The organism is Alistipes finegoldii DSM 17242 (assembly GCF_000265365.1).
GTDB lineage: Bacteria > Bacteroidota > Bacteroidia > Bacteroidales > Rikenellaceae > Alistipes > Alistipes finegoldii.
Window position 1 is genome coordinate 2,520,631 of the sequence record NC_018011.1, and the last position, 19,704, is coordinate 2,540,334.

General features: G+C 55.4%; 17 protein-coding genes, 1 pseudogene and 2 riboswitches. Of the genes and pseudogenes, 3 read left to right on the plus strand and 15 right to left on the minus strand.

The features are described from left to right. Window positions 1-4: 4 nt before the first annotated feature. Window positions 5-751 (minus strand): Dph6-related ATP pyrophosphatase, encoded by a 747-nt coding sequence (locus ALFI_RS10995; RefSeq protein WP_009597486.1) that lies wholly within the window; start codon window positions 749-751, stop codon window positions 5-7. Continuing rightward, window positions 739-1,311, minus strand: a complete 573-nt coding sequence (locus tag ALFI_RS11000) for a DUF2284 domain-containing protein (protein WP_042493615.1) — start codon at window positions 1,309-1,311, stop codon at window positions 739-741. The genes ALFI_RS10995 and ALFI_RS11000 overlap by 13 nt, the downstream gene beginning before the upstream one ends. Window positions 1,312-1,397: 86 nt before the next feature. Beyond that, window positions 1,398-1,594, plus strand: a riboswitch (cobalamin riboswitch). A 144-nt stretch (window positions 1,595-1,738) separates the two neighbouring features. On the opposite strand from ALFI_RS11000, the gene ALFI_RS11005 reads away from it, so the two are divergent. The 3 genes from ALFI_RS11005 to cobO all read left to right on the plus strand — a co-directional run bounded on the left by ALFI_RS11005 (window position 1,739) and on the right by cobO (window position 4,426). Continuing rightward, a complete protein-coding gene (locus ALFI_RS11005) occupies window positions 1,739-3,421 on the plus strand; it encodes a putative transporter (protein WP_014775868.1) in 1,683 nt (560 codons plus the stop codon). Between the two features lie 97 nt (window positions 3,422-3,518). After that, window positions 3,519-3,884 (plus strand): hypothetical protein, encoded by a 366-nt coding sequence (locus tag ALFI_RS11010; protein ID WP_014775869.1) that lies wholly within the window; start codon window positions 3,519-3,521, stop codon window positions 3,882-3,884. A gap of 2 nt (window positions 3,885-3,886) precedes the next feature. Then, on the plus strand, window positions 3,887-4,426 hold the full coding sequence (cobO, locus tag ALFI_RS11015; protein ID WP_014775870.1) for a cob(I)yrinic acid a,c-diamide adenosyltransferase: 540 nt from the start codon (window positions 3,887-3,889) through the stop codon (window positions 4,424-4,426). Here the strand turns inward: cobO and ALFI_RS11020 are convergent, their stop codons facing one another. The 13 genes and pseudogenes from ALFI_RS11020 to ALFI_RS11080 form a co-directional block, all read right to left on the minus strand. After that, window positions 4,427-5,572 carry an ABC transporter substrate-binding protein gene (locus ALFI_RS11020; RefSeq protein ID WP_014775871.1) on the minus strand — a complete coding sequence of 382 codons (1,146 nt, stop codon included), beginning with the start codon at window positions 5,570-5,572 and terminating at the stop codon, window positions 4,427-4,429. Between the two features lie 188 nt (window positions 5,573-5,760). Then, window positions 5,761-7,314, minus strand: coding sequence for a BACON domain-containing protein (locus ALFI_RS11025; RefSeq protein ID WP_014775872.1), 1,554 nt, complete (start codon window positions 7,312-7,314; stop codon window positions 5,761-5,763). 27 nt (window positions 7,315-7,341) lie between these two features. After that, window positions 7,342-8,601: a fibrobacter succinogenes major paralogous domain-containing protein gene (locus ALFI_RS11030; protein ID WP_014775873.1), complete on the minus strand. Its 1,260-nt coding sequence runs from the start codon at window positions 8,599-8,601 to the stop codon at window positions 7,342-7,344. Window positions 8,602-8,603: 2 nt separating this feature from the next. Then, a complete protein-coding gene (locus ALFI_RS11035) occupies window positions 8,604-9,899 on the minus strand; it encodes a fibrobacter succinogenes major paralogous domain-containing protein (protein ID WP_014775874.1) in 1,296 nt (431 codons plus the stop codon). A gap of 17 nt (window positions 9,900-9,916) precedes the next feature. Further along, window positions 9,917-11,158 carry a hypothetical protein gene (locus ALFI_RS11040; RefSeq protein WP_014775875.1) on the minus strand — a complete coding sequence of 414 codons (1,242 nt, stop codon included), beginning with the start codon at window positions 11,156-11,158 and terminating at the stop codon, window positions 9,917-9,919. After that, window positions 11,155-12,312, minus strand: coding sequence for a DUF5074 domain-containing protein (locus ALFI_RS11045; RefSeq protein ID WP_009597452.1), 1,158 nt, complete (start codon window positions 12,310-12,312; stop codon window positions 11,155-11,157). The genes ALFI_RS11040 and ALFI_RS11045 overlap by 4 nt, the downstream gene beginning before the upstream one ends. Before the next feature lie 12 nt (window positions 12,313-12,324). After that, window positions 12,325-14,403: pseudogene (locus ALFI_RS11050) on the minus strand (TonB-dependent receptor). A 124-nt stretch (window positions 14,404-14,527) separates the two neighbouring features. Beyond that, window positions 14,528-14,741, minus strand: a riboswitch (cobalamin riboswitch). 26 nt (window positions 14,742-14,767) lie between these two features. Continuing rightward, on the minus strand, window positions 14,768-15,388 hold the full coding sequence (locus ALFI_RS11055; RefSeq protein WP_014775876.1) for a hypothetical protein: 621 nt from the start codon (window positions 15,386-15,388) through the stop codon (window positions 14,768-14,770). Window positions 15,389-15,406: 18 nt separating this feature from the next. Further along, a complete protein-coding gene (locus tag ALFI_RS11060; protein WP_014775877.1) occupies window positions 15,407-16,477 on the minus strand; it encodes a relaxase/mobilization nuclease domain-containing protein in 1,071 nt (356 codons plus the stop codon). Then, window positions 16,467-16,835, minus strand: coding sequence for a MobC family plasmid mobilization relaxosome protein (locus ALFI_RS11065; protein ID WP_014775878.1), 369 nt, complete (start codon window positions 16,833-16,835; stop codon window positions 16,467-16,469). The genes ALFI_RS11060 and ALFI_RS11065 overlap by 11 nt, the downstream gene beginning before the upstream one ends. Window positions 16,836-16,936: 101 nt before the next feature. Continuing rightward, window positions 16,937-17,947 (minus strand): toprim domain-containing protein, encoded by a 1,011-nt coding sequence (locus tag ALFI_RS11070; protein ID WP_014775879.1) that lies wholly within the window; start codon window positions 17,945-17,947, stop codon window positions 16,937-16,939. Window positions 17,948-18,173: 226 nt separating this feature from the next. After that, a complete protein-coding gene (locus ALFI_RS11075; RefSeq protein WP_014775880.1) occupies window positions 18,174-19,382 on the minus strand; it encodes a virulence-associated E family protein in 1,209 nt (402 codons plus the stop codon). Then, window positions 19,372-19,683, minus strand: a complete 312-nt coding sequence (locus tag ALFI_RS11080) for a helix-turn-helix transcriptional regulator (RefSeq protein WP_014775881.1) — start codon at window positions 19,681-19,683, stop codon at window positions 19,372-19,374. The genes ALFI_RS11075 and ALFI_RS11080 overlap by 11 nt, the downstream gene beginning before the upstream one ends. Window positions 19,684-19,704 lie beyond the last annotated feature (21 nt).

Here is a 19,704-nt window from a genome sequence, read left to right on the forward strand (position 1 = left end):
CGTGTTATTCGGATGCAGGGCCGGTTCCTGCATCCGAATTTGTATTTAGAGCTTGAAGGTCGGCAAACCAATAGGAATAAGTTTTCACCGTTCCGTCGTCTAGGCGGATGTCGTAGCTTTGTGAAAAAGATCGGCCCAGCCGGAACGGCACGGGCTGTCGGAAGATCGGACCGTCGTAACAGAATGTATGATATTCGCCGTTTTCTCCATTGGGATCGACTCCGGCAGGCAGAGAGGCTATGAAGCCGCGGTCGATCTCCCGGCCTATGGCGTCGGCGCCGAGTCCGTCGGCCATCGTGGTTACGACGACCGTCCGAAATCCCGATACGAGGAAATCGTTCATCACCTCTTCCGAAGATTTTCCCCAAAGCGGTTCCACGATTTCGATTCCGTGCGGCGAGAGTTGCTGCTCCCGGTATTTGCGCACATCGTGCAGGAAAATATCCCCGAAGATGAAACGGGTCACGCCCTGCGTCTTGAAATGCTCCACGGCCCGGGACATGGCGACGTCGTAATCCTCCATATTGCCTTTGGGCGTCAGGTCTACGATATAAAGAGGAACGCCGATGCTTTCGGCCTGCATTTGCAGTAATGCCGTCGGGATGCCGTGCATCGTCGAACGGTGCGTATCCCGGTTTACGGTAGTCAGCAGCGCGACGATCTCGTATTCGCCCGATTGCTGTGCCCGCAACAGCGCATGGGCGGAATCCTTGCCGCCGCTCCAGTTGAATACGGCTTTTATCCGTTCCATATTATATTTTCTGCATTATGGAAGAACCCGCAGACAAGGGTCAAATACTCGGGCAATGATCCGTCTGTACCCCATTTCAGTTCGATGCCGAAGAGTTCGGAGGTCGTGCGTGCGATGTCGAATCCGCAGGCTTCGAGCGATGGGCGTACCAGTTCGGGGTGGCGGCAGGGTTTCGCTTCGGGGCGGGTGCAGGTTCCTTCGGGGCAGTAGAGGCAGGTGCCGACATAGGCGAACGACCGTCCGCCGTACCTGTGTTCCATTTCGAGCAGACGCCGTTCGAGCCGCTGCCGTTCGGGGCGGATCAGCCGGCCGGCTTCCGATATCGGAACGTGCTGTTCGGCAGGAGTGATCTTCGTCGCGATAATCAATGCCGACGTATATTGCGAGAGATATGCTCCGACATCGTATCCGAACGGCGGGCATCCCCAGCTGCGGTTGTAATTGCGGCAGGCACGGCAACACTCCAAAAACCGCATGGCATCACGGAATCGGGCGATATAGTCAGCCACGGGCAATGCAGCGCAATGGTCTTCTGCGGTATATCGAAATGAAAAATCCATGAAACAAAAATAGTCGTTTCGGGCGTTTGTAATGCTGTTTCACGAAAATAATTTGTTGTCGAGCGCTGTTTTTCGGGATTAACCGTTATATTTGCCCCAGATTTGGTTTTCCGTTCCCCGTGCCGGGGAGGAAATGAAAAGGGAATCGGGTGCAAATCCCGGACAGTCCCGCTGCTGTGAAACTCCGTGAAGGTTTCGAACATCTCAGCCACTGATCCGCAAGGATCGGGAAGGCTTCGGAACAGGAGTCAGTCAGAAGACCTGCCAAGTCGATTCGATGTCAAAGGACCCCGAGGGATGGGCGTTTGATTTCGGTTGTATACTGCATGATAATTTTAATTCCGATGCTGTTGCAAGGATTGTTGTGCCGTTTTCGGCACACGGGTTTTGCTTTGCGGGAACGGCTCGGCCTAAAACGGGATTCGGTATGGAATTACTCGAACGATTGCTATTTGGTTCCGATTCGCTTTGGGGCGGCGGTGTCGCCCACTCGGTGATGATCCTGGCGCTGGGCATCGCACTCGGCATCATGCTGGGCAAGGTGAAGATCGCCGGGGTGTCGCTGGGTGTGACGGGTATTTTGTTCGTCGGCATCGCGTTCAGCTATTTCGGCATGAACATCGACGAGCACCTGATGCACTTCCTCAAAGAGTTCGGACTGATTCTCTTCGTCTATTCGATCGGTTTGCAGGTCGGTCCCGGATTTTTCTCCTCGTTCCGCAAGGGCGGCGTCACGCTGAACAAACTGGCCGTACTGGTCGTGGCGCTCGGCGTCGTTACAACGGTTGCCCTTTATTATGTCACCGGGCTTCCGATGACGACGATGGTCGGCGTGATGTCGGGTGCCGTGACCAATACCCCGGGGCTGGGTGCCGCGCAGCAGGCTTTCAGCGACCTGCACGCCGGAGCCGATGCCCCGGATATCGCGACAGGCTATGCATTGGCCTATCCGCTCGGAGTGATCGGAGCCATCCTGACCCTGCTGGCGTTGCGCTATCTGCTGCGTATCGACGTGCGGCAGGAGGAAGAGGCGGCAGGTTTGGGTACGGACGTGCTGAAAGACCTGACGACCCGGCGGATTTCCGTCGAAATCTGCAATCCTGCCGTCGAGGGTAAAAGCATCTCCGGAATACGCCGTTTGGCCCTGCGCGATTTCGTCGTGTCGCGGATTTGCCGTCCGGGCGAAGCTCCTGAACTGGCCGATGCTGCGACGACGCTCCGCTGCGGCGACCGGATTTTGCTCGTGGCGGCGCCCAAAGATGCCGAGGCACTGGTCGCGTTGCTCGGCCGGGAGGTGGATGCCGGTCCGATGATGCCGGATAGGAAGATGATTTCACGCCGAATACTTATCACCAAACCCGAGCTGAACGGCAAGACACTCGCCGAACTGCGCATCCGCTCCACGAGCGGCGTCACCATTACACGCATCAACCGTTCGGGTATCGACCTGGTGGCTGCAGGGAATCTGCAGTTGCAGCTGGGCGACCGGGTGACGGTCGTGGGGCCCGAACTTTCGGTAGCCCATGCCGAGCGGCTCTTCGGCAATTCGCTCAAGCGTCTCAACCATCCCAACCTGATTCCTATTTTCATCGGCATCGCGCTGGGTGTCGTGCTGGGCAGTATTTCGTTCTGGATTCCCGGCGTTCCGCAGCCCGTGAAACTGGGCCTTGCCGGCGGTCCGCTGATCGTCGCCATCCTGATCGGCCGCTACGGTCCGCATTACCGGCTCATCACCTATACGACGATGTCGGCCAACCTGATGCTGCGCGAAGTGGGCATTTCGCTTTTCCTTGCGGGCGTGGGGCTGGGTGCCGGCGAGGATTTCGTGCCTACGCTCGTCGCGGGCGGATATGTCTGGATCGCTTACGGAGCTGTAATCACGATCGTTCCGCTGCTGCTGGCGGGGCTTTTCGGACGTTTTTACTACAAACTCAACTATTATACGCTGATCGGCGTGCTTTCGGGCGCGTCGACCAATCCGCCGGCACTGGCCTATTCGACCGAGCAGACCACGTCCGACGCACCTTCGGTGGGATATGCTACGGTCTATCCGCTGTCGATGTTCCTGCGGGTGCTGGCGGCCCAGCTTTTGATTTTGATTTTCGGATAACTCAAAAAGGCGCGGCCAAACAAAGACCCGTTACTGCCATAACAAGTCATTGCATAGAGATTAGTAGCCGGCCGCGCCTTTTTTTAATTGAATAGTTATGAATATCGTATTATACGGAGTTCCGGCGGAAACGGCCGGAAGGATTGCAGACCGATACGGTCTGAAAGTGATAAATTCGCCCGACAAATTCGACGCATCGGGAACGATGGTACTTGTTCCGTCGATAAACGCCCCGCGGTACCTGTTGGCATTTTACAACGCCATGCTGCGGCATGAGGACGATGTCGATGCGGTCATTATCTGCGGTGCCGATTCCTGCGAGGCCGTCAGCACGGTGCAGTACTGCACTCCGCTGGGGAAATTCTTCACCCTGAACGGCGATCTGGACGGAGAGGAACTGGTATCGGAACTTTGTCTGCTTCTCGATTCGCTGTTCGCCGAGGGGAATCAAATCAATTTTTAGGAATGGAGACTAAAGGCTATGTACACGTTTACACCGGTAACGGCAAAGGCAAGACCACGGCGGCATTCGGACTGGCCCTGCGGGCGTTGTGCGCCGGGAAGGGCGTCTATGTCGGGCAGTTCGTCAAATCGATGAAATACAATGAAACGAAGATCGAACGGCTGTTCAACGGCTCGGACCCGGCATTCGGCCGTATCCGTATCGAACAACTGGGGCGCGGATGTTTTATCGGAAAAGACCCCGAGTCGGCCGATGCGGAAGCGGCACGCAAAGGATGGGCCCGTTGTGCGGACCTGCTCCGAAGCGGGGAATACGATGTGGTGATCCTCGACGAACTGACCATCGCTCTGCATTTCGGACTGCTCTCGACCGCTGTCGTGCTGGATGTGCTGCGCAGCCGTCATCCGGCTGTCGAGGTGGTTATCACGGGGCGTTATGCACCGCAGGCACTGATCGATGCGGCCGACCTTGTTACTGAAATGTGCGATGTGAAGCACTACTACACGCAGGGCGTCCTTTCGCGCGACGGTATCGACCGTTGATTATTCGAGGCGTTGGTAGTAGTGTAATTCCCGGTCGTTTTCGTCCAGTGCCTCCGGGTGCATGATTGCGATCAGGTCGTGTAGCACGACATCGGGCCGGACGACGCCCGATTCCCAGTAATCGTTGCCTCCGGCGGCGTTCAGCCGTTTGTTGCAGTTGTAAACGGCACCGTTTCTTACGCATCGGGTGTTTGCGAATTTCGGGAACTGCGATTTCAACTCCCCGAGTGACGCGGCACTGCCCGCATTGAGCCACATATCGGCCTGTGCCGTGAGCATATACGCCTCTTCGAGATCGATGGGGAGCGAACGGTTCGATGTGTTCTTCTTGTAAATATAATCCCCTCCGGCGTCGGCGATCAGCCGGGCGACGTAGCTTTCGGTCGACGCCATAAACCACGACCCGGCATAGGGCGTGTTAATCATCACTTTCGGATGTTTCGAAGTCGCCGCCGCGACTTTTGCCCGGAGCGCATCGTAACGTTCGGGAACCGGCTCGAAGACTGCTTCGCCTTTTTCGCGGCTGTCGGTGATCTCGGCGATAGCCACCAGCCATTCGGCCTTGCCGAGCGGCGACTCTTCGAGGTACTCGCCGATGTAACAGAACGGAATGCCCATTTCGAGCAGTTTCGACTCCATGCCGCTTGCGCCGCTCACGCCGAACAACAGCACCAGATCGGGCCGTTGTGCGAGCAGCAGTTCGTAGTCGATATTTCCGTCGAAGCCGATGTCCGCCACGGCTTCGGGGTGTGTCGTTACATATTTATTCGAAATATAGTTTCTTCCCGAAACTCCTACCACCCGGTCGGCCTGTCCCAACGCATCGAGCATCGCCACATAAGTAGAGGAGAGGCAAACGATGCGCCTCGCTCCCGCTTTCACGACCTGTCCGGTGAAACCTGCCGGAATCTTTTCTCCGTTGCGGACGATGAAGAGCGTTGTTTCGGTGTTCTCGGCGCCTTGCCACGGATTGAATACTTTGAGAAGCGTACTTTGCCGGCCTTCAGCACCGACGATCTCGAAGCCCGAGGCATAGGACGGTTTGTAGAGGGTTTCCGTATAGGCGTCTATTCCTGTCGTGTTCGATGCGCAGGAGATAAGGAAGGTAGCCGCGCTAAGCAGGATGAAATAGACTGTTTTTTTCATAAGAATCCGTTAAAAAGTCTGTTTGCAGAAACCGGATGTATGGTTGTATGGCAGACAACGCATACTACTAACCTCTGTGATTCTCCAGTTTCTGCAAACAGACTATCAAAAAAATGGCGGCAGGATTAATTACAGGAAGGTTTGCAATGGTTCACCGCGATTAAAAGGCCCCGCCGCCGTGTCAAATATTATTGCGCAATTGTTTCGATCTCTTTTCCCGCCAAGTGCAGGTCGATAGCGCAGTTGAACAACACGCAGGCCGGACCATAGCCGTAGCCCAGATCCTGCAAGGTGGCGTTCTGGATCTTCACGAAATCGATGCCCGGCAAATTAACTTTGTTCCCTTCTTTGTCGCGAGCCCAGCCGATGTCGAACGACGATCCAGTCTCATCCGTGGGGTCGCTGTTGCAGACATAGCCGTAGTCGTACCAGCGGGAAGCTTGAGTTGGCCAGCCGTTCGTCAGATCTTCCGGGGCCTTGGCCAGAGGCGGCAGCATCGTGCAACCCGTATATGTCAGTGCGGTGCCCTCGGCCGATTCCATCAACCATGCGGGCCAGACCGAGAATGTCCCCCATGGAGCCTTGGCATAACAATAGGTTCCGGTTTCCGATTCGTTGATTGCATAGGAGACCCATTCTACCATTCCATCGGACGGGGTGACATTGTCGGGACGGGTATAAACCATTTTCAGGTTGCGTCGTTCGCCGGTCTTGCCGTATTCGCTGCCAGCCAGTTCGTACCATTCATCGTCGGCCTTGCCGTTGCCGTTCGCGTCAGACGAAACATAGACAACCCCTTGTGCAGGATAAGCGCCTTTGGTGGCATATGAACCGATGCGGAAGTCGCGCAGACCATTGACATTCATCACTGTATGGTCGAATCTGAATACGATGCTGCCGCCGAACGAACCGAGATTCACTCCCAGATCGTTTTTGTCAAACGGCTTGTCGACGAGTTTTGTGTTGACGCTTGCCAATACCGTGGACGGCGTGTCGATGGTCGAGAATGCCAATCCCTTGCCGTTGGTAATCGCAGGATTATACTCCAAGACTTCCGAGATATAATACGAATAGGCCGTAGCCTCGGTCGTTACGGTGACGGTGGCGCTCTTGGTCTCGGTGATGCCGCTGTCGTCGGAGATTGTCAGCGAAATCGTGTAGTCGCCCGTTTCCAGTTGGATGAACGAAAGCGTCTTGTCGGTTCCGGCTTCGGCAGCTTCCGCGTCGTTAGGGCCCTTCACCGTCCATTTGTAGACGGGGTTTTGGTCGAAGCCTGTGATCGTCGGTTCGATCACGAGCACCTTGCAGCGGTCGGTCGAATAAGTCGCGTCGAGCGACATCGAATTGGAGAATCCGGCCTGGTTGACCGTGATTTCGAGCGTCTTGTCGCTTTCGTCCTGTTTGAGGATCACTTTGCCCGGTTCGCGGGCCTCGGTCGAACTGTTCTTGGCGACCGTGATGACCAGCGCCGTCTGTTCGAGTTCGGCCGGAGCCCATTCGGGAGATGAGACCACTTCGTAGGCTACTGCGCTCGTTCCGGCCTGAGCCGTTTTGGTTGAGGTGACCAGGATGGTGTAGGTCTTGCCGTCGGCCGGGGCGCTGATGGGGTTGTCTTCGGCTTTCACTGAAAATTCATAGGTCGTTTTCGACGTGTTGCCGTCGTCGTTCTCGTCTTTACATGCGGTAAAGAGTACGCCTGCGGCCGCAATGGCCAGCAAACTCCGGAAAGTAAATTTCTTCATCGTTTTATAAATTAAAGGTGTGTTGAGTTATTCGTCTTTAGCACAGCGGACGGAATATCCGTCGCTGCGATAGCCCCTGTCTCTTTTTATGCTGGGACGTTGGTCGTAGGGAATGATGTAAATGGAGAGCTGGTAGGTATCCTGAGTCCAGATACCTGTATTGAATCCCGAATTCTTCAGGCATCCGCCACCGACGCGGTAACGGAATCCGGCATAGGGAAAGACCCCTAGTGGCGAATAGTCGGTCGTGGCCTTGTCGAGTCCGTTCCATGCGAACAGTCCGTTCTTGTCCGCCGGGACACACCACCCTTCGGGACAGGGATCGAACGGCGTTTTGCCCCGAGCACCGCACCACAACGTGTCGCACGCTTCGACTTTCAGGGGCTCCTTGCTGGGGAACCAGTCGTCGGCTAACAGGAAATGCATCGGCGAAAATATTGATTTGGCAAAGTTCGTCCGGGTCAGGTCTTCGCTGGTTCTGATCGTGCGGATACCCGTGCCTCCCGATTGCGACCCCTCGGTCAGCAGCGTTCCTGCAGCGTCGTAGATGGGTTTGCTATCGAAACGGTTGTAGTCGGTCTGATTCGTTCCGCGGAGTATGCGGTCGCCGGGGAAGGGATCCTTGCGTCCCCATTGATACAGCAGTCCGCAGGCGGTCAGCGAGTCGGCCGGTGTATTCTCGATGAGCGCTTTGTTGATCACGGCGCCGAGATTACGGTCCATGAAGGTATAATCCGTTACCCCGTCGCCGTTGTTGTCCCATGTGTAGATCTTTCCGAAGGCCACCAGTTCCGCATTGGGATCGTAGCGTGTCACCCAAATATGCCAACTCCAGCGTATTTCGCCACCAATGCGGAGGCCGATTAGGGCGTTGCCTACCTTGTCGGCCGTCGATACGAAGATCGAACCCTCCTCGGCGGTCTGCCCCGGGATCAGTCCGACGTTTGTAATTAGGCCGGGAGTATCCTGCCAGAGCAGGACGGGTTCGGGTGTCATCCCTGTGAAATCGCTCTTGTCCAGCCATTCAGCATAGAGATCCCATATGGCATAGGCTTTCAGCACCGGAATGTCGACCGACTCGCCTGGCTTGACCATAAAGCAGTTGGGAGTGTACGATGCTTCGAGGTATTTTTCGTTAACATCGGGTTGGGGTTCCGGCTCCGGTTCCGGCTCCGGTTGGGGATCGGGATATTCGTTGGGATTGTCGTCGTTGTGGTAAGAGCATGACGATGGGCCTATCACGCTAGCAAGAAGCAACAATGTGAAAAATAAAAACGTTTTTTTCATAGTCATGCATCTTTTACACAGCGTATTGATTGTCCGTCGCTGCGGCAACTGACATCGGATTTGATGATCGGTCGTTTTTCCGAAGGAGAGATGTAGATGGAGAGTTCATGGGCATTGCCGATACCGGTCGGTGGAGTTCCCGACCAAATACTGGCTCCGAATCCTGAGTTTTTCAGACAGCCACCGCCTGCCCGATAGCGGAATCCGGCATAGGGGAATACTCCCAGTGCCGAGTAGTCGGTTGTGGCGTTTTCGAGCCCGTTCCAGATGAACTTGTCATTCTTGTTCGCTGGGACACGCCACCCCTCGGGGCAGGGATCGAATGGCGTTTTGCCCCGTGTGCCGCACCACAGCGTGTCGCATTTTTTGATTTCTGTGGGTTTACTGCTGCAATACCAATCGCTGTACCCTTCGGCGCCGAGCAGAACGGTCATCGGTTCAAGAATGGATTTGGCGAGCCCCGTCCGCGTGAGATCCGTATCCGTCTTAACGGAGCGGATACCCGTACCTCCAGTGGCACTTCCTTCGGTAAGCAACGTTCCCGAAGTGTCGTAGATCGGTTTGCTTTCGAAATAGTTGTAATCGGTACTGTTGGAACGGCGAAAGTCGTGGTCTCCGGGGAAAGGATCCTTGCGCCCCCATTGGTACATCAGTCCGCAAGCGGCCAATGAGTCAGCGGCAGTATTTTCTATGATCGCCTTGTCGATCGTGGCTCCGAGGTTGCGATCCATAAAAGTATAATCTACAACTCCGTCGCCGTTATTGTCCCATGTGTAGATTTTGCCGTAAGCTACCAATTCCGCATCCGGATCGTAGCGTGTCACCCAAACATGCCAGCTCCAGCGGATTGCACCGCCGATGCGGATGCCGATTACTGCATTGCCCACCTTGTCGGCCGTCGATACGGCGATGGAACCCTCTTCGGCTTGTTGTCCAGGAATCAGTCCGACGTTCGTGATCAAACCCGGCAGATCCTGCCAAAGCAGAACCGGTTCGGGTGTCAGTCCCATGAGATCAGTTTCACCCAGCCATTCGGCGTAGAGGTTCCACATGGCAAAGGCTTTCAGTATCGGGATGTCGACCGACTGTCCCGGCTTGACCATAAAACAGTTAGAGGTATACGCAGCTTCGAGGTATTTTTGGTTAATGTCGGGTCCGGGCTCCGGTTCGGGTTCCGGCTCCGGTTGGGGATCGGGGTATTCGTTGGGGTTGTCGTCGTTGTGGTAGGAGCAGGCGACATTCCCGACGCTCAGCGTCAGCAGCAACGCAGGCAGCAACAGCAGTTTTTTCATTTTCATAGTGTGAAATCTCTATTTTATTGGTGTTGGTCGGGCCGCACGTAGATATGCATGTCGCGGGCCATGAAAATTTCAGTGGAGGTCTCGCCGATCCAGCCGCAGTACTGGTTTAGGGCGGTGTAGACGCGGATAAAGTCGACCCCCGGCAGGTGCACCGGTTCGCGGGTCTCGGGATCCACGGCCCATCCGATGTCGAAGCCGTTGTAATAGTTGCCGTTTTCGTCCTTGGCCTCGTTGGGATAGTTGTCTGCATAGGCGCCGTATTTGAACATGTATTGCAGGTAATAGGAGCCGTTGCCTGAGACATCCACGGCGTTCTTGGGCAGCAGCGTGCCTCGGAACGTCATTTCGTCGGCGTCGATCCACTTAGGATAGTAGTCCTGGTCGTGGAACTTGTTTTTGTAGACATAGTCGGTTTGTCCTCGATTATCCTCCCATTTGATGTAGGTCATATCGGTCAGGGCGCTGTCGTTTCCTTCGCCGGGCGTCGGGACATGGTCGGGGGCGGGACGATGATAGGTGATCTCATAACCGTAGGTAGCCGCCTCATCCGTGTACCACGGATTCTTGTCGATCTCGTACCACTTGTCGTCAGGCTTGCCGTTTTGGTTCTCGTCGAACATGACCATGATGATACCCGGTTCCGAACTGCCTCCGTCGACGCCCGGATGAGCTGCGCTGTTGAACGAGTTGCCGTCGATGCGGATGTCGTATTCGCCCGGAACGTTTACGACCGTATGGTCGAATCCGAACGTGATGTAACCGCCGTATGCGCCGAGAGAAACACCGCTCTGCATCTTTCCGGCGATGGCCTCCTCGGCCTTCTGCCGCATGGTCTCCGCCGTGTCGCCCTCCCGATATTCGGGCATCGCGTTCACGAACTGTCCCGGAGCCGGGCAGTATTCGTAGACCGTAGATATGTAGGGACTGTACTCTACCTCCTCTTCGACCACGTAAAAGGTCATCCGGTGCACGATCGGATTGACGGGGTCGAAGATTTGGAACGTTACGTCATAGGTGCCCGGGTATTGCATCAGGAAGATGTAGTCCTTCTCTTCCGAGAGCAGCGAATCGGCTCCCGAGGCGGTCTTAACCGTCCAGCGGTAACTTTCGCCCGTGAAGGCGGGTTTGAGATCGACGGTCTGCATGCGGGCGACCTTGTAAAGGTCGTCCAGCCCGAGGCTCACATAGGGGATGCCGTCGTTTTCACAGCCGCCGAGCGCGAGGGCCGACAGCAGGATGGCGAATATCTTTTTCATTGCCGAGTCTGTTTGCGTTCGAGAAAAACCATGTGTGCGGGGATATCGCCCGTGCGGACACTCCATTTGTGGACGCCTTCGCGCGAATAACAGTGCAATACGCCGCTCGAAACGTAGTTCTTGGCGTCGGTGACATAGATGTCGCCGTTTCGGGGGTGGATGGCAATGCCGTAGGGAATCACGATATCGAGCTCTGTGCCGTCGGTGATGAATTTGCGCGATACGACACGCTTTTTCTTGACGTCGATGATGGCGTAGGTTACCGTGTTTTTCGAGGTCTGGTTGCTGTACTCGACACTGTAGACATAAAGGGAATCCCCGGAGATGATCATGTTCGAAGCCGGAATGTTCATCGCCTCGGCCACCTGGTAACGTCCGCCGTTGGGTTCCAGCCGGTAGAGGTTCGACGGAACGTCGTCGTAGTTGCCCCGCGAGGAGACCCACAGGTTGCCGTAGGCGTCGGCTTTGATGCGGCTGAGGTTGATCGCTACGTCGATCTTGTACATTTGGCGCATGGTTTCCAGTTCGATGACCGAGACCGTCGAGTCGTAGTTCGGGGCGCGGTAACCGCCCGAATTGGCGACGTAGGCGCGTCCGCCGATGATGGCCAGTTCATCGGGCTGGTAACCCACGGTCACCTGGCCGACGATCTTATAGGTGTCGAGATCCACCTTGAAGACCGCGCCCTTTTGGGCGTTGGGATCCATCGCCACGGGCCCGACATACGCGCTAACGTAGGCATATTTGCCCTTGAACCGGATGTAGCGGCAGTTTGGAATGTCGATCTGCGTGATGCGCCGCGCCGTGTAGGCGTCCATCACCTCGACCTTGTGCGAACAATTGATGACGGCGAACAGCCGTCCGTCGTAAACCTGGATGTCGTTGCCCACGTCGCCCAATTCCTTGACGACATTGGGATTTTTTTCTGCATAGATACCCCGGGCATAGACCGCCGTACGGTAGTCGAGGTAGTCGATGTCCGCCTTGTTGCTGCCCATGTTGCCTTCGTTCAGGAGATACATGCCGATCGGATCGGCGTCGGGATCCTCCCCGAACGGCAACACCTCATACTCGGTGGGGTTCACCAGTTCGATCTTCCGGCAGCCGGCGGCGAGGCAGCAGCCGGCCAAAACGATGAAGAGATACCTTTTCATGGCTCGCGGAGGTTAGAGATCGACGCTGACGACGAACCGGAAGTTGGTCTTCGGCATCGGATAGTTGAGCACCACGTCGTAATCCTGTCCGAAAAGATTGTTAACCTCGGCCGTGGCCTTGAGGGTTCGGGTGCGGATCTTGAAAGTCTTTTGCAGCGAGAGGTCGCTCGTGTACCACGGCTGGGTGTGGTTGCGCGGGATGTTCTCCTGCTGGTTGTAGCGCTGGCCCGTGTAGATGAAGCTGTAATTGAGCCCCCACCCCTTGTAGAACAGCGCGAGGATGGCCGAGCCGCTGTGCCAGGGGATGTAGGGAATCTGGTCACGGTAGTAGGTGTCGGCCGGGTCGGTGATGTCGATGGCCTCCTGATAGGTGTACTGGAACTTGGTCGTCACCTCCAGTTTGCCGAGCGTGAACAGGGCGTTCAGCACGGCGTCCACGCCCTTGATCTCCACTTCGCCCAGATTGAGCATCGTCCAGCGGAACTGCTGTCCCTTGGGATAGGCGATGATTTTATCTGTGATTTTGTTGTAGTAGGCGTCGACCGAAACGTCGAGCATCCGCATGAAAGGCGATTTCTCAAAATTGCGCGTGTATTTCAGGCCGACGTTGAATTGTTCGGCATATTCGGGCTTGAGGAAGGCGTTGCCCATGTCCGTATAGTAGAGGTCGTTGAAGGTCGGCATACGGAACATCCGTTTGTAGAAGGCGCGTACAGAGAGGTCGTGGTTTTTCAGCACTTTGAACGATCCGAAGAACGCCGGGGTAGCCACAGCCTTGTCTGGCCGGGCTTCGAAGCGCTCGACCTTTTCGTGGACAAAGTAACCCAGCACGCTGGCCTGCATCTTCAACCGTCCCCATTCAAATGCCGTGGCCAATGCGGCCATATGGGTATAGCGCGTCGGAAAGGGGAAGGTGCCATCGCTTTCTGTGGGCATGTAAAAAGTGGCGTCGAGCGTATTCCATTGGAAGTCATAGGCCAGCGACACCTCCCAGTGTTCGAAGATGTTGTAGAGATTAGCGCACGAGAAATAGAACTCCTTCTGCTTGTAGGTGTTCTTGGTTTGGATCAACTTGGCGTCTTGATTCTCGTAATGGGTGTAGTCGGCGGCGTACTTGGTGTTGAACAGCGTGCGGAATTTCTTCGACCAGCGGTTGGTCAGCGTTCCCTGGATGAACGAGTTGGTGTCTCACAGCCGCTCACCATGGCGAAAGACGTTGTTGACGATGGCTCCCGGGATGCCGCGTTCGGAGTTGTAGGTGTAGGCCCGCACGGTCCATTGTCCGTCGGCCATCTTGCCGTGGAGTCCGGCCTCCATGCGCGTAGCGTTGATGTCGCCGTTCTGTCGGTAGGCCGTTGTGTCGTAGGCGATCTCGCCCAGCGTGTTGCGGCGGCGGTAGCGGAATTTGTACCGGCCGGTGGCATTGATCCACTCGCCGCTGAACGACGAGCTGACGGCGTCGGAGATCTTATACTCGTAGCGCATCGAGGGATTGATGAGCCCGAACGAGCCGGTCTTCATCGTGGCCTTGAAATTGGCCCGCTTGCCCTCCTCGAAGCGGGGGCGCCGCGTAGTGATGTAGATGGTTCCCGAGGCCCCGAAATCCTTGGCCGACTGGAAAATGTCACTCTTCTGTCCGTTATAGAGCGATATTTCCTCCACGTCGTCCAGCGAGAAGCGCCCCAGATCGACCTGCCCGTTCTGGGCGTTGCCCAACTGGATTCCGTCGTAGAAGACCGCCATGTGGTTGGTGCCCATTGAGCGGATGTTGACGGTCTTCAGTCCGCCTACACCTCCGTAGTCCTTGAGCTGCACGCCCGCGAAATAGCGGATGGCGTCGGCCACCGAAAGACTGTTCAGCCGTTGCAGGTCGACCTCCTTGAGGACCTGTGCGGGGATGACTTCGCGGTATTTGGGAATGACGGGGGTGCCGACGATGATGACCTCGTTGATTTTCTGGATACTGTCCAGTTTTCCGACGTAACGCCGGTTCGTGGTGGAATCGGCTTTATCGGATGCCTGAACTGCTGTGGAAATTCCCCCCCCCGCAATAAATGCGAGACATAGGATCGAAAGGTAGAATTGCTTCATTATGCGCTTGGTATCAATAGTTTGTTCGGTAACCATTGATTCCACAGCCGCAATGCAACGAAACAAAATGAAAAAGTGCTTTACATGCATTATCGATTCACGCCCATTCTCCGCAGGCTGCGAAACCAATCTGTCATGCAAGGCAGGTCTTCTGACTTATTCCGGTTACGACGCCTTCCCGGTTTTCACCAGTGGCTGAGATTGTCGATCCCTCATGTGTCCGTTTCCGGACAGGAACTTACAGCAGCGGGAACTGTTGCCGACTTTCACGGCATTCCCTTTTAATCGATCGGAGGCCATATGGCCTTCTTTCCGAACCTTTGCGTGGCAAAGATACAAAATTTACCAGTAATAAAAAATGTTTTTATTTTTTATTAGTCTGTGTCGTTTTATATTGGTCGCTCTGTTTATACCAATATGTAGCTTCGCCCCGCCATTCGTTCCGATCTCTATATAAATACCCGGTTGCCAATATTGTCAAAATTGATAATACGGTTAGAAATACGATTGTTCTCAGAACGATAGGTGGTTGTTTGAGATAGCGTATCTGGGTTTTCATTTCCCATAATGTATTGTTGGCGAGCTTTTCGAATTTCGTCGTATCAACTTCGTTCTTGAATTCGGATAAAGACTTTTTGAAACTTAGAACTTCAGTAATTATTGTTCGATTCTCCTTGTCGATCACCTCCAGTCTCCCCGCTAACTGCGCCAGCAACGCGTTGTATCTGTCGGTAAATTCCTGCATCTGCTCGGTTTTTGCTCCGGACAAGGCCGTATTCCGTTGCAGTTGTTCGAGCTGCTGTGCGATCTGCCCTTGCGAGCGTTCCGCGGCCTCTATCAGCCGTTCGATCCGTCCAAGCTGGACATTCTCCAAACCTGCGTTTCCTGCGCTGCCTGCCTTGGCGTTTTTGATGGTTTTGACAAGCGTTTCCTTGAGGTCTTCATACATCTCGATCGAGAGGTCGATCTTATTTTCGTTGTTCATGGTTTTCCGGTTTTAAGGTTATATTTTCATTTTGGCTCTTCTTTTCTGTTCTTCGAGCTTGCGGCGGCGTTCCATCGCGGCGATGGCCATTGCTTCGGCTGCGGCGTTGAGCAGCGCCGTGATTCGTGCTATATGCTCTTCGGGACTTTCTCCCGGCTTGCGCTGCAACTGTGCGGCCGATACTCCGACCGGCGAACTGGCCGGCGGAAGCGGAATCGCGTCGATCTTTCCGCCGGGGCTAGGCGCCGCAGGCTCTTCGCGCGTACCGCCGCCCATGCCGCCGAACAACCCGGCAAATGCCGAACGGTAATTGCCTGCCGCCGCCGAGAGGTTTCCGAGGAGCTCGGCCCGATGCAGCGCCTGCTGTTGCAGGTGGGTGAACCGGTTGTCGAGTTTCGTAAAGCTGAATGCCCTGTCGATCTTCGATCCGGAGAACTCGAAGCCGTTTTTCGAGAAGAGGACACCCTGCTTGCGGTTGGTATTTCCGCAATACTTATAGCGGACGTTGATGCCCTGTTCCTTTAATTTACCTTCCAACTCGTTCCAGTTCTTGCATTTGGGCAGACAGCCTTTGATCGCATCGTAGATTTCGTATCTGGTCTTGTCGGGTTCGCGCAGCCGCTCCCGCCGTACGTCGTCCTTTCCCGGTGCGAGATACAATCCGTACTTCTCGGTCAGCTCCCGGCAGACCTTGGCGTTGCGGATCTTGATGTTCCTGTCCGATATGGTCTGCCCGTTGTTCCCGACCCGGTTGTAGACCAGATGGCAGTGCGGATGGGGCTGGTCGAGATGGCGCACCAATAGATACTGCGTATCGGTGATGCCCATCTTTTGCATATACTCCTTTGCGATCTGCGTCATCAGGGCGTCGGTCATCCGCGGGGCGTCTTTGGGTGAGAAAGACAAGGAGATATGGCCGACATTGTTTTTCAGCCGTGGGTTGAGCATGGTCTGGTCTTTGAAGTCCTGCACCATATCCTTCACTTCCGGGGGCATGATTCCTTCGGCTTCCAATATCCGGGATTCTTCTTTCATCACGTAGCCTACCGTCCCCGAAAAAGACGATCCCGATATTACCTTACCGACCATCGCATATTTGTTTCAGGAGTTTTTCGATGGCCGTGATGATCGCCGCATGCCGTACCCTGACAGCCGCCAGACCTTTGGCATTGGCCAGCCGGGTCAGCTGGTTCAGATTCCGGGCGATGCCTTTGAGCTGGGCCATGAAATCCAGCTGTTCGCGTGTGATTCGCGCCCTTACCGTTCCTCGGTCGATCAGCTGGCGCAGGACTTCGGCAGGCGGTTGCCCTGCCTCGCGGCAGAGGGCCGAGAATCGGAGTTTCCGTTCGGGGCTGAGCCGCGTGCTGACGACGTATTTGCGGATGCGGCCGATACTGACTTTCGGGCGTCCGCCTTGTTTGCCGTATGTTTTTTTCGGTGTTTCCATGATAAGTGGTTTGTAAGCATTTTTTTTCAGACCAGCGGGATTTTACGCCGACCAGCGGGGAAGGCGCAGTTTTCGTCTACGAAAACACAACCTTGCCTTCCTTAAATCTTTACCCCTTTCCGACACGGTGGTTCAATTTCCGCCCTTTCCGCTTTCAGAGCTTGCAGATTATTCCGACAAGAGTGATCTTGCTTATCGGATATAGTTTTCGTGGTCTTAGGTCGGTCTTTTATGCGGGCGATCAGATAGTCGTTTACGTCCTTGTGCCCGCTGTAAAAATGCCTTTGGTCGATTACCTCGCTGCGGGGGCAAAGACGGATCAGATCGGAGGTCGTTTTACGCCCGGCTTCGTCGTTGTCAAAGAAGGCGTGAATCACCGGATGCCGGGAGAGAAACGGGATGGCTTTGGGCAGGTTGACGACCGAGTTCAGAACCGCGGCGTCGATGCGCAGTCGTTCGGGATGTTTCAGCGAAAGATAAGCGAGGAAATCCATAAATCCTTCGAAGGCGATCACCGTATCGGAACGGTTGTCGATGGTGGTGATATGTTTGGGCGAGGAGCCGCCTTTGAACCGCTCGGAGCGGAGCTCCCACCCTCCGGCATCGTTGCGGAACCCGACGGCGAAAAAGGCGCGGCCGTTTACCTCGTAGCGGACTTCGCGGCAGAATGCCGCGGCGACAGACGGGACGATGCCGCGCGAGACGAGATAACCGATCAGTGCCGGATGACGGAGCGGGTCATCGGAAAGGATGCGGAGTGCGGGGACGGCGGCTAGACGCACGACCGGCGAGGGCCCTCCGACAGCTGGACGCTCGCCAACACTCGGTGAAAGAGAAGCGGAACCGGCGTCCCTTTTTTCACCGTTTTGCAGCCGTCGGACAGCTTCACGGCTGTCGCACCGCTCCAACCGCATCACGAGGGTGAGCAATGTGCCGCCTTCGCCCAGTCCGAAGTCGTACCAAAGATTTCGCACGTAGTCCACTTTGAAACTCGGCGTGCGTTCTTCCCGCAAAGGGGAAAGATACATACCGTAGCCGTTGCATTCGTACTTGGGCTGAATGCCCCGCCGTGCGAGGAATTGCCTGATGCCGATATTTTTCAGATCATTCATAATGTTTGTTTTTCGAAGTTTAGCGATATTGCCTTACTACCTACTACATTCGCGTAATCGTTTGATAAACAATTTGCTATGCGTAGTAATGAAGTGCATGGCAGCTTACTACCGTAGTAATTGACGTAGTAGCGTCGTAAGATGCCGTAAGGTGTTTTTTTACATCCTACTACACGCCTGCGTGTTCTTTTTCAATGTTTTGCAGCTGTGTGTAGTAGCGTAGTAACTACAATCCGTAAGAGACGAAAGGATTGGGTGTGATCTTCTCGATGACCCAGCCGTAGACGGGATTTCCGTTGACACGTTTCGAGCGGCGCTCGAACCCAGCCTTGCGCAAGGCTTCACCCATACGTTTCTCGGAGAGGTTCAGCGATGAATAGCTGCGCAGGTAGTCCAGAATCTCCACGGTGGTCATAAAGCAATCCGTGACGGCATGTTCCGGAGGTTTCTCGAACCCTTTCAGCAGCATTTCGTATTCGATGGTCTGGACATGGAATGCGGCGTTTCCCCGGTGCAGTTCTTCGATTTCGGCGTCGTCGAACCAATAGCGGAATCCGTTGCTCAGGAGTGTTCGGGCTTCGGCATATACCCGATCCATATTGACCCATATCGCCCGGTCGATGTCGATGGATAACACCTCGAAGGGCAGGAAGCGCCGCGAGCCGGTCGGATCGGTCAGAAAGTCGTTCCCGTTCACCGAGGCCATGAAGCTCGCCAAGTGGGGATACTCTTCGATGTAGACGTCGTAGGGCCGCCGGTATTTGACCGAAGGAGCCGTGATGAGGTTCTTCAGCTCGTTTTCATCCCGTTTGTTGAGCGCCTTCAGCTGGTCGTCGATGTTAATGAAGAGGTATTCGGCGACCAGCGTCAGCACGTCCTTGTTCTGCGGGTCGATTTTTCCCGTGAAAAGATAACTGGCGAGTGAGCGGGGACAGAGGTTGTCGAGCCACGTGGTCTTGAACTTTCCCTGCTCGCCGGTCAGTACCAGACAGACATGGTTCTGACATCCGAGGTCATTCATCGCATTGGCGACCACGCCGACGAGCCATTTGGTCAGGTACTTCGACCAATGCAGGGCATTGCGCACAGTGACGGTCGCGGCCAGTTCGCCGATCGCCTGCGTTCCCGTTGCTGGCGGCAGTTTATGAAAATACGCCTGCACGGGATTTACACGCTCGGAAAAGTCGCTTTCGAGCATGCTGCGCAGGTTCTCCGCCGAGGTGGAGATGCCGATGGTGCGGTCGAGCTCCCGCCGGAAGGAGTTGAGCCGGTATTTGGTCACGGGGAGGAACTCGCCGTCGCTGCTGCGGAACTCCGCACGGCTTTTGACCGTGTTGTAGCGAAAGGCGTAATGCTCCCGCAGGAACTCCTCGATACGCTCGTTCCGGGACTGCTTGCCGGGGACTGCAACGCTGTCTGACGACTTATTTGCCATCGCGCTCGCCGAGAATCCGTTGAATGTCCGAGGTGCGGTAGCGAACCTTGTTCCCGACCTTAACGGCTTTCAGATATCCTTTGCGGTTCCAATGCCAGAGCGTCGCATCGCAAACGCCGCATAGCTCTTTGACCTGTTCTTTGGTCAGGTAACGTTCCTTGCGGGCTTCGGCGACTTGTGCAGCCAACTCTTCTTTGGCGCGGTCGATAAGGCTTTTGGAGAAAGCCAACAGATCCTCGCCGCTTACCTCCAGCCGGATGCTGCCCGGAGCATCCCGGAGGATGGATAACAAATCTTTCATACATTGCTTTCCGCTCATTGT

Coding starts and splice junctions, on each gene's coding strand:
- ALFI_RS10995 (WP_009597486.1), bottom strand. CDS start 751: ATGGAACGGATAAAAGCCGTATTCAACTGGAGCGGCGGCAAGGATTCC.
- ALFI_RS11000 (WP_042493615.1), bottom strand. CDS start 1,311: ATGGATTTTTCATTTCGATATACCGCAGAAGACCATTGCGCTGCATTG.
- ALFI_RS11005 (WP_014775868.1), top strand. CDS start 1,739: ATGGAATTACTCGAACGATTGCTATTTGGTTCCGATTCGCTTTGGGGC.
- ALFI_RS11010 (WP_014775869.1), top strand. CDS start 3,519: ATGAATATCGTATTATACGGAGTTCCGGCGGAAACGGCCGGAAGGATT.
- cobO (WP_014775870.1), top strand. CDS start 3,887: ATGGAGACTAAAGGCTATGTACACGTTTACACCGGTAACGGCAAAGGC.
- ALFI_RS11020 (WP_014775871.1), bottom strand. CDS start 5,572: ATGAAAAAAACAGTCTATTTCATCCTGCTTAGCGCGGCTACCTTCCTT.
- ALFI_RS11025 (WP_014775872.1), bottom strand. CDS start 7,314: ATGAAGAAATTTACTTTCCGGAGTTTGCTGGCCATTGCGGCCGCAGGC.
- ALFI_RS11030 (WP_014775873.1), bottom strand. CDS start 8,601: ATGAAAAAAACGTTTTTATTTTTCACATTGTTGCTTCTTGCTAGCGTG.
- ALFI_RS11035 (WP_014775874.1), bottom strand. CDS start 9,899: ATGAAAATGAAAAAACTGCTGTTGCTGCCTGCGTTGCTGCTGACGCTG.
- ALFI_RS11040 (WP_014775875.1), bottom strand. CDS start 11,158: ATGAAAAAGATATTCGCCATCCTGCTGTCGGCCCTCGCGCTCGGCGGC.
- ALFI_RS11045 (WP_009597452.1), bottom strand. CDS start 12,312: ATGAAAAGGTATCTCTTCATCGTTTTGGCCGGCTGCTGCCTCGCCGCC.
- ALFI_RS11055 (WP_014775876.1), bottom strand. CDS start 15,388: ATGAACAACGAAAATAAGATCGACCTCTCGATCGAGATGTATGAAGAC.
- ALFI_RS11060 (WP_014775877.1), bottom strand. CDS start 16,477: ATGGTCGGTAAGGTAATATCGGGATCGTCTTTTTCGGGGACGGTAGGC.
- ALFI_RS11065 (WP_014775878.1), bottom strand. CDS start 16,835: ATGGAAACACCGAAAAAAACATACGGCAAACAAGGCGGACGCCCGAAA.
- ALFI_RS11070 (WP_014775879.1), bottom strand. CDS start 17,947: ATGAATGATCTGAAAAATATCGGCATCAGGCAATTCCTCGCACGGCGG.
- ALFI_RS11075 (WP_014775880.1), bottom strand. CDS start 19,382: ATGGCAAATAAGTCGTCAGACAGCGTTGCAGTCCCCGGCAAGCAGTCC.
- ALFI_RS11080 (WP_014775881.1), bottom strand. CDS start 19,683: ATGAAAGATTTGTTATCCATCCTCCGGGATGCTCCGGGCAGCATCCGG.